Genomic DNA, 7,677 nt, shown 5'->3' on the forward strand with positions numbered 1-7,677 from the left:
CATCGCAATGGTTTGCAAAATAGGACCTATTGTTGTTATTATTAAAATTTCAAATTAAATGTTGAGTAATAATAAGCGCCATTAAACCCAAACTGATTGGCGTTTCGGGTATAAGGTATTTGTCCGCTGCTATACGATGCATAAGTAGACAATACTTTATCGGGATATACATTAAAAATATTGTTGGAACCGAGCGTAATTGAAAATTTTTTGGTGATGTCATAATTAACTGTTGCGTCTACAAGGGTTTTTCCGGAGAATGTCTGGCTGCGGTGTGGAAGTCCTGAAGGTTTTTCCCAGGCTATTACTTTACCGAAATAGGTTGCCTTGGCTGTTATATTAAATTTACCCACCTGGTATCCCACACTTGCCAGAATTTTATTTCGGGGTTGAGATGTTTCAATGAGTGAGATGCTTACTGTATCAATTAATTTAACAGTACTGGTTGCTCCGTCCTGCAATTGCGCTGGTGTTGGTTTTTGTGAAGTGATCTCTGTTTTATTAAAAGTGAAAGCCAGGCTGGCATTTAACCCACTTGTGGGTGTAAGGTTTTGTTTAAAGCTGGTAACAAAATCAATACCTGTTGTACGGGTGTTGATATGATTGGTAAAAAAGGTAACCTCTCTTATACCTGAGCTTGGTGGAAATGCTGCCAGCAACGCCGGAATTGAACTATTAACAGGGAGTTGTTCCGAAATAATGATCCTGTCTTTTACATCTATCTGGAACGCATCTAATGTAAATAAAAATTGTGTGCCTGCTTTTGCTGTTAGACCAATGTTGTAATTCCAGCTTAATTCAGCTTTAGGATATTCGATACCCAATTGCGATAGCCTGGGGTCATCGCTGCGCAATTGTTTTGTTTGGCGGATAACACCAGCCTGTACTGTTGAAGTGGTTTGGCTATTGAAAACCTGTTGTAATGATGGTGCTCTGAAGCCGCGATTGATGGAAGCCCTCACCGCAAAGTTTTTTGTGAGATTATAACGGGTGGCCAGTTTACCTGAAAGATTACTGCCAAAATCACTATAGTTTTCATACCGAGCGGCAAATGCTACCAGAAATTTTTCAGTAATATCGCTTTCAAGATCTGCAAACAATCCAATATTTGTTCTGCTTTCACTTGCTTTATCCGCCGGGGAAATACCAGGTCTTCCGCTGCTGCCGGGCGCCTTATTGTTTGATGTGGCTAATGGCCCGGCCTTATAGGAGAGTGAATCGCCTTCAGTAAGTTTAAACTGATCGATGCGTAACTGACTACCAAATGCTACATTGACAGATTTTGTTCCAAATGCACCGTCAAAACTTTTGCTGAATGTAGCTTCAGTAGTGCTTTGGCCAAATGTATTTCTGCCTACATAAAAATCAGTTGGTGATTCAGCGCCCATTGATGGATTGGTTGTGTTGTTGGCATATAGATCCAGATAGTTTGATCCGTAACCGGTGCTTAGATCAATATTCCATCCTGTTGCCGACGTTTTATTTACTCCGGCAAAGAGAGAATAGTCAGTGGTTTTGCCGGGAAGTTCCGGTATATAACCATCAGGGAAAAGGGATGGGTTTGAATTAGCATCACTGGCAATTGCGTTCCTAAAAAAGCCATACGCTAAAATATCCTTTCTTGAAAACCCGCCGAAACTATATAGCGTCCAGCTCTTTCCTAATGGGTAACCGATGTTTACGAAAGCCTGATAGGCTTTGGTCTGGTTGCTGCCATATTTGGTTACATAAGCAGACTTATCCGTTGGCCACACACCTCTGGCATTACGAATACTATCATCAGTTGCCTTGTTACTATTGTAGATTCTTCCCGTAAATGGATCAACCCTGTCGGTGCCGCCCACATATTGATAATGTAATGTGAAATTTAAATAACTTCCTTTTTTACCCAAACCAAATCCATAGTTTAAGGCAGCCAGAGCAGTGCCGCCGTCTCCTTCTTTTGTAACCCCGAATTGCGTTTTAAATGTTCCGCTATTTATATTTTTCTTTAAGGAGAGGTTCATTATACCAGCGATTGCATCTGATCCATATTGTGCTGCGGCCCCGTCTCTTAAAATTTCCATTCGTTCTACGGCTAATGAGGGAATGCTGTTTAAATCAGTTACTACGGTGCCTTTACCTACCGTTACATTATTATTAATGGCAGAAAACTGATGGCGTCTTTTTCCATTTACCAGTACTAATGACTGGTCGGGCGACATGCCTCTTAAAGTAGCAGGGTCGGCAAAATTGGCCACACCGTTGATGCCATTTTTTGCCGAGTTGAACGAGGGAGAGGTAAACTGCGCCATCTGTCCCAAGTCAGTTTGCCCTGTATTTTCTAATTCTTTAGTATTGATAACATCTACCGGTACAGGGCGGTTAACATCTGTACGGGGTTTGCCACGGGAACCAATGATAGTCACAGCTCCCAGGCCGGCAGCACTAGCGGTTAACTTTATTGTGTAATTAGTCTCTGATGTGACCTTTACATCATTAGCCGAGTAACCAACAGACGATATTATCAATACATCACCTTGCTCTGCTTTAATAGTAAATAGCCCTGCGCTGTCTGTAGTAACCGCCTTACCTTTCCCTTTAAGGGTAACGGTGGCGCCGGCAAGCGCCTCTCCTTTATCACCGGTTATTTTGCCTGAGATTGTATTGTTTTGCGCTTGTATGCTTTGTACCAGGCAGAAACAAAGCAGGAAAAAATATAATGATTTTAATACATTTTTCATATTGCAGTCGTTTTAATATGGCAAAAGAATAATCTACGTACTTAAGGGCGGCTAACCCTCATTTCAATTCCTAATTTACAATTCATGGCTGCCTTTTATATTTATGATTGCTTCTGAATTGATTTCTGAAGAAAATATTATCTTTCCGAAGGTTCCTGTTTAATTTCCGAAACGTTGCAAATTGCTAAAAGCCATATTGTTATATGAAAATTAAGACCGGCAAGGAAGAGATTGTTTACCTGCTTACGAAAGTGGTGGAAAAGTATGAGCAGACTACTGGTCACAAAATTACCCTTAATACAAACAGAAAGAATTACGAAGATCTGGCAAAGCTTCTGAGCGATATAAGTAATGAATTACCCCACACTGCACATATACTGAACCATGAAAAATATCCTGCCAGCCTTAATACTGAAAAATTAGAATATCCTTATAGAAAATATGATATTACCGGTGGACAGATCAAGGATGCTTATAACGGAATTGTTGCAAGCCCAAGGCCCTTTCTTGTAGATGCCTGTTACATCTACCTCTTTGGAACCGGAAGAAAAGGTTTTGAGGAAAATCCGGTTGATGAAGGTTTGCTTGTTACTGAGTTTTCCCCCGGGAATGAGCTGGAGACTTATAAAAAAGAACAGGAAACACTTAAAGCCAGGATCTCGAGGTATGAGATGGAGCGGGAAACATTACTCACGCAGAATCGCTCGAAATTTACCAAACAGAAAAGGGCCCTTTTAGCACTGCTTTTTGCCCTTCTTGCCGTTTCTTTTTTTACAACATACAAATGGCTCCGCTTAAAAAATGAATGGAGCATGGTAAAGAAGGATATGAACGTTTTGCCATATCAACCTACCCAGGCTGAGATTGATAGTCTGGAGGGGATCTGGTTATGTTATACCGGTTCACCACAGGCCAGAAGTTCAGACCCAAATCGATTTCACCAGGTTGTTTTTAATGTAGTGCATATAGAATATAAGGACGGGTATTTTATTTACAACAGGTATGGAGCTAATTTTAACCACACGGGCTATGCGCAATATGAGGCGCCATATCTGGTATCCCTCCATTCTCATATTAAAAATAATACCGGTGCCATTGAATCGCCACGACATTCGCTGATGCAACTGAATAAGGAAACACGATTTATCCCTATTATTTCAGCTTCCTGGAATTTTGATGTGGGCAGCCTGAATAATATTGTAGGTATTCGTGAAGTATATGTAAAAGAAGGGAAAGGCGGCACTATTGAAGAGGTCATAAATACAGTAGAAAATGCAAGCTGTAAATGCAAGATCGTTAACTGGCATCAGGCAAATGGCAGTGTAAAGACTTTTTATCTGAAAAATCAAATGCTTGATAATTTACGGGAAGCAACACTAAAAAATTTGCTGGATGAAAAGAGCATTATTCTGAGGGAACCACAGGAGGGGGTAATATTATCTGCTGATACGAGCCACAAATAGCGAAAGGCAAGGTTACCGGCAAATTGGGATGATCGGTTCTGGTTGAAACAGACGTTGCTTTATATTTACAGTACTTAAATAAAAATATGCTTACAGCCATTAATCCAAAAATACCAATGCGTGACAGAACCGTCACAAAGGAGTACTACATAAACAAATTGGGTTTTCAGCAATTTGGAGGTGACTATGACGAATATTTAATGGTTCAAAAAGACAGCATTCAAATTCATTTTTTTTTGTTTAAAGAGCTTGATCCCAGGGAGAACTATGGGCAAGTGTATATACGAACAGATGACATCGATTCGCTGTACCAGGAAATGTTAGACAAAAAAATAAGTATACACCCGGCCGGACATTTGCAAATTAAACCCTGGAAGCAAAAAGAATTTTCCATGCTTGACCCTGATAACAACTTGCTCACTTTCGGACAAAGCATTTAGAAACGAAAGACGCTTAACGGCCCCGCTTATTTTTATAACAACGTACCACAAAACTTACAAAACACTGCATCCTTGTCGTGGCCTTCTCTTCCACAGCCCGGGCAGGTTTCGTGGCCATGTTTTCTCGCACGAACAGCAATGGCCATTTCGGTGGTGATAATACCGGTAGGCACCGCAATGATCCCATAACCAATGAACATCATTACAGAGGCAATAAACTTACCCGTTGGCGTTACCGGGGCTATGTCGCCATAACCCACCGTAGTGATGGTTACAATAGCCCAATAAATGCTGTCGGGAATGCTGATAAATCCATTTTCTCCATTTTCTACCAGGTACATTATGGAGCCCAGAATGATAACGAGGCTCAGTACCACCAGCATGAAGATGGTGATCTTTTTTAAGCTGGTAGTGAGGGCTGTTTTCAGGAACTCCATTTCAGTTAAAAAATGGGTAAGCTTGAAAATGCGAAATACCCGCAAAAGCCGTAAAGCCCGAAGCACCAGTAAAGATTGCGCTCCCCCAAAAAATATACTTAAGTAAGATGGTATGATGGCCAGCAGATCGATGAAGCCAAAAAACGATAAAACATATCGCCAGGGTCTTTTAATGCTTATCAAACGCAGTATGTATTCCAGTGTAAACATTCCGGTGAAGATCCATTCCATCACATAAAAAATGCGGCCGTAACGGAGATGGTAGCTTTTAATGCTGTCGAGCATTACCACCATAATGCTTGAGACTATTAATATCAGCAAGGCTACGTCGAAGACCTTGCCGGCTACGGTGTTTGATTCGTAAATGGTATTATGAAGCTTACTTCGCCACGATAGGGGGTTGGCTTTTTCCATACACACTCAGGTTTTGATACTGTAAAGTTCCGCATAATCATCCAAATCAGCATTCCCGCTTTAATACACTGAATGTAAGCAATTTTTTGCTGTTCGATAAACGCCGGCCCACCTCATGTGACGGGTGAGATTATAAAATCCCAGGCAGCACTAGAAGGGTGTTTTTTAAAAAAGTGGCCCGGGTATTAAAAAATGCGAAAGCCGGGAATTTGTTTCAATTCTGATAATCAGTCAAATTTGTAACAAAACAGATAGTAATAAAGATCTGCGTACATTTATGTGTTAGCAATCATTAACTGTTCAAAATGAAAGCTCAAAAATTAGCAGCTATTAATGACATGACCTCTCCTTTGTTTAGGATCATGTCTGTTTACAATGAGAACGAGCCTAACAGGCGACAAATAGACAACGATATCTGCGCATTTCATATCGGCAATGGCTATATTTTAAGCGTTGCACATGCGTTGAAAGGAGAACTCACCATATTTCGTTCAATGACAGAGGCAGACTACCAGGCCACTATTATGCCTCATTTAACTGATGCTGAGATTTTGCAGTTTAACGGATGGTATATCCCTGACAACGCTACTAACAAAAGATATTTGAATTTAGCCAATCAAAATGACTACACGTTGTTAGTCGATATTTTGAAGAGAATTAATTATGATACCAGGATCGAAACCTTATATCAAAAAAATATCTGTAAACCATATTTGATTATACAACAGAAAGCAGCGCAATTCTATAATGATGCTGCTGCACATGCCCGCTTTCCTCCTTCACTTACATTTTTAGACCCAAACTCACAGCGGCAGACGTATTTGATAGAAATAGAATTGATAGAAGCTTTTACCGCTGACGATGTTGCACTTTATAGAATTATCAATACGCACCAAAGCATCATTGACTTAATTCCCTTTTTCGAAATTGACAATGAAATATATGATGTTTCAGAGAAAGACTTCTACTGTCTTCAATCAGCGCCATCAGATTTAACTCCTGGAAGATTATTAAACGTAGCCAATATTGAGGGTTTTTTGGACCAATGGATAAAGCAGCCTGACAGAATTGGCGGCAACTACACGTTGGAAGGATTAAGATATCTGATAAAGGGATATTTTCGGTTCGGATCTTCAGGGGCCCCTTATTTAAAATTTGATGCAGCAACAAACGTTTTTAAGGTCAATGCGATTCAAAGTGAAGCCTGCCCCATACAATTGACTATAAATGATAATAGAAATGGCAATTTTCAATGGATCAATGCCATTGCCACTCCTTTAGCAAATGTTATCGACAGAATTAATGCCTATAAAGTTCCTTAAGTTTTTTTCATATGTTGATTTTTTTCGTTTATTATTAATAGGAACATTTTTAACTTCCATTGAACCCGCTGGGTTAAAAATAACTCTGGCGCCACTCCAAAAAAATTGTTTTGGCAACGAATCCCAAATCCATAAGCAAAGTTTCAACCAATAATTAAAATAAAAAAAGCTATGAATCCATAATTCATAGCTTTTGTCTTAGGGCTTCCAGAACTATTTCGCCAACAGGGCCTGCCCTTCAAAAGCGATCCCTGGCCAGCCATGGGTGATAAATTGCCTGATATTTTGGTGATCGGTCCCATTGGGATTATTCAATACCGATTGATAGTGTTCTGCAAATAAGTACAGCGTATCTTCTTTACTCAGGTTATTTAATTGAGCGAAAGCAAAAACTTTGGCGCTGCCCTGGTTTTGTGTTGCTTCGTTATATGCCTCCCCATTTTTAAAGGCTGTGGGCTGATGTTGATAGTACGTTTCAATAAATTCAATCACCTCTTTAAACGTAAGTGAATTGTCTTTTAATTTTTTTGTCAAAGTAATTATTTGCTCTTTCATTCAGCATTTATTTTATTAAAATCAATGTGAGGCTGTGTGGGAATCTTGAGATTACAACTTCAGCACACCTCATTTAACGGTCAAGAATAGAAATTAAAGATATAGATTTTCATTAGACATGAGACGGTGAAATTATTAATCCCAGGTTGTAAGGTTATGTCGTAGCTCACTCAATAATATTTAACTGCTCAATTACAGCTTTGTAATATTGCCTGCCAATGGGTATAGACACCCCGCCCACTATTAAATGATCTCTGGCTATATTGTCTATAAAATAAATAGAAGCGGCGAACGAGCGATGTGTTTTGATGAACATGTCCGGG

The 7,677-nt window shown here is 39.8% G+C and carries 6 protein-coding genes; 3 read left to right on the forward strand and 3 right to left on the reverse strand.

The window, feature by feature from the left end:
• Nucleotides 1-41 precede the first annotated feature (41 nt).
• Complete coding sequence (locus FAM09_RS28765) at nucleotides 42-2,723, reverse strand: TonB-dependent receptor (RefSeq protein WP_136580625.1); 2,682 nt, start codon at nucleotides 2,721-2,723, stop codon at nucleotides 42-44.
• Between the two features lie 203 nt (nucleotides 2,724-2,926).
• On the opposite strand from FAM09_RS28765, the gene FAM09_RS28770 reads away from it, so the two are divergent.
• Together FAM09_RS28770 and FAM09_RS28775 are read left to right on the forward strand one after the other, a co-directional pair.
• A complete protein-coding gene (locus tag FAM09_RS28770) occupies nucleotides 2,927-4,186 on the forward strand; it encodes a hypothetical protein (RefSeq protein ID WP_136580626.1) in 1,260 nt (419 codons plus the stop codon).
• 116 nt (nucleotides 4,187-4,302) lie between these two features.
• Nucleotides 4,303-4,626 (forward strand): bleomycin resistance protein, encoded by a 324-nt coding sequence (locus tag FAM09_RS28775; protein ID WP_243751800.1) that lies wholly within the window; start codon nucleotides 4,303-4,305, stop codon nucleotides 4,624-4,626.
• A 32-nt stretch (nucleotides 4,627-4,658) separates the two neighbouring features.
• Here FAM09_RS28775 and FAM09_RS28780 read toward each other — a convergent pair whose 3' ends face one another.
• Complete coding sequence (locus FAM09_RS28780; protein WP_136580628.1) at nucleotides 4,659-5,477, reverse strand: ion transporter; 819 nt, start codon at nucleotides 5,475-5,477, stop codon at nucleotides 4,659-4,661.
• 305 nt (nucleotides 5,478-5,782) lie between these two features.
• Here FAM09_RS28780 and FAM09_RS28785 point away from each other — a divergent pair, with 305 nt between their 5' ends.
• A complete protein-coding gene (locus FAM09_RS28785) occupies nucleotides 5,783-6,799 on the forward strand; it encodes a hypothetical protein (protein ID WP_136580629.1) in 1,017 nt (338 codons plus the stop codon).
• Between the two features lie 213 nt (nucleotides 6,800-7,012).
• On the opposite strand, the gene FAM09_RS28790 is transcribed toward FAM09_RS28785, so the two are convergent.
• Entirely contained in the window at nucleotides 7,013-7,354 is a 342-nt protein-coding gene (locus FAM09_RS28790) for a HopJ type III effector protein (protein ID WP_136580630.1), read from the reverse strand.
• Between the last annotated feature and the right edge of the window lie 323 nt (nucleotides 7,355-7,677).

The organism is Niastella caeni, from assembly GCF_004834005.1.
Taxonomy (GTDB): Bacteria; Bacteroidota; Bacteroidia; order Chitinophagales; family Chitinophagaceae; genus Niastella; species Niastella caeni.

Coding starts and splice junctions, on each gene's coding strand:
- FAM09_RS28790 (WP_136580630.1), bottom strand. CDS start 7,354: ATGAAAGAGCAAATAATTACTTTGACAAAAAAATTAAAAGACAATTCA.
- FAM09_RS28775 (WP_243751800.1), top strand. CDS start 4,303: ATGCGTGACAGAACCGTCACAAAGGAGTACTACATAAACAAATTGGGT.
- FAM09_RS28765 (WP_136580625.1), bottom strand. CDS start 2,723: ATGAAAAATGTATTAAAATCATTATATTTTTTCCTGCTTTGTTTCTGC.
- FAM09_RS28780 (WP_136580628.1), bottom strand. CDS start 5,477: ATGGAAAAAGCCAACCCCCTATCGTGGCGAAGTAAGCTTCATAATACC.
- FAM09_RS28785 (WP_136580629.1), top strand. CDS start 5,783: ATGAAAGCTCAAAAATTAGCAGCTATTAATGACATGACCTCTCCTTTG.
- FAM09_RS28770 (WP_136580626.1), top strand. CDS start 2,927: ATGAAAATTAAGACCGGCAAGGAAGAGATTGTTTACCTGCTTACGAAA.